Origin of the sequence: Paenibacillus alba (assembly GCF_013204855.1) — a bacterium.
Taxonomy (GTDB): domain Bacteria; phylum Bacillota; class Bacilli; order Paenibacillales; family NBRC-103111; genus Paenibacillus_E; species Paenibacillus_E alba.
Genome location: NZ_JABMKZ010000104.1, coordinates 1 through 757, shown reverse-complemented (window position 1 = coordinate 757; position 757 = coordinate 1). Strand labels below are relative to the sequence as shown.

At 55.4% G+C, this 757-nt stretch carries 1 rRNA gene; it reads right to left on the bottom strand.

What is annotated here, in order from left to right:
* Positions 1 to 757, bottom strand: a 23S ribosomal RNA gene (locus HQN90_RS38085); the annotation flags it as partial.

The window sequence follows — 757 nt, the reverse complement described above, 5'->3', positions numbered from 1 at the left end:
GGTTAAGCCCTCGACCGATTAGTATTCGTCAGCTGCATACGTTGCCGCACTTCCACCTCGAACCTATCAACCTCGTCGTCTACAAGGGGTCTTACATACTGGGAAATCTCATCTTGAGGGGGGCTTCGCGCTTAGATGCTTTCAGCGCTTATCCCCTCCGTACATAGCTACCCAGCTATGCCTCTGGCGAGACAACTGGTACACCAGCGGTACGTCCATCCCGGTCCTCTCGTACTAAGGACAGCTCCTCTCAAATTTCCTACGCCCGCGACAGATAGGGACCGAACTGTCTCACGACGTTCTGAACCCAGCTCGCGTACCGCTTTAATGGGCGAACAGCCCAACCCTTGGGACCTACTTCAGCCCCAGGATGCGATGAGCCGACATCGAGGTGCCAAACCTCCCCGTCGATGTGGACTCTTGGGGGAGATAAGCCTGTTATCCCCAGGGTAGCTTTTATCCGTTGAGCGATGGCCCTTCCATTCGGTACCACCGGATCACTAAGTCCGACTTTCGTCCCTGCTCGACTTGTAGGTCTCGCAGTCAAGCTCCCTTATGCCTTTGCACTCTGCGAATGATTTCCAACCATTCTGAGGGAACCTTTAAACGCCTCCGTTACATTTTAGGAGGCGACCGCCCCAGTCAAACTGCCCACCTGACACTGTCCCCATACCGGATCACGGTACCAGGTTAGAACTCCGATACGATCAGGGTGGTATCCCAACGTCGCCTCCACCCAAGCTGGCGCTCAGGCTTC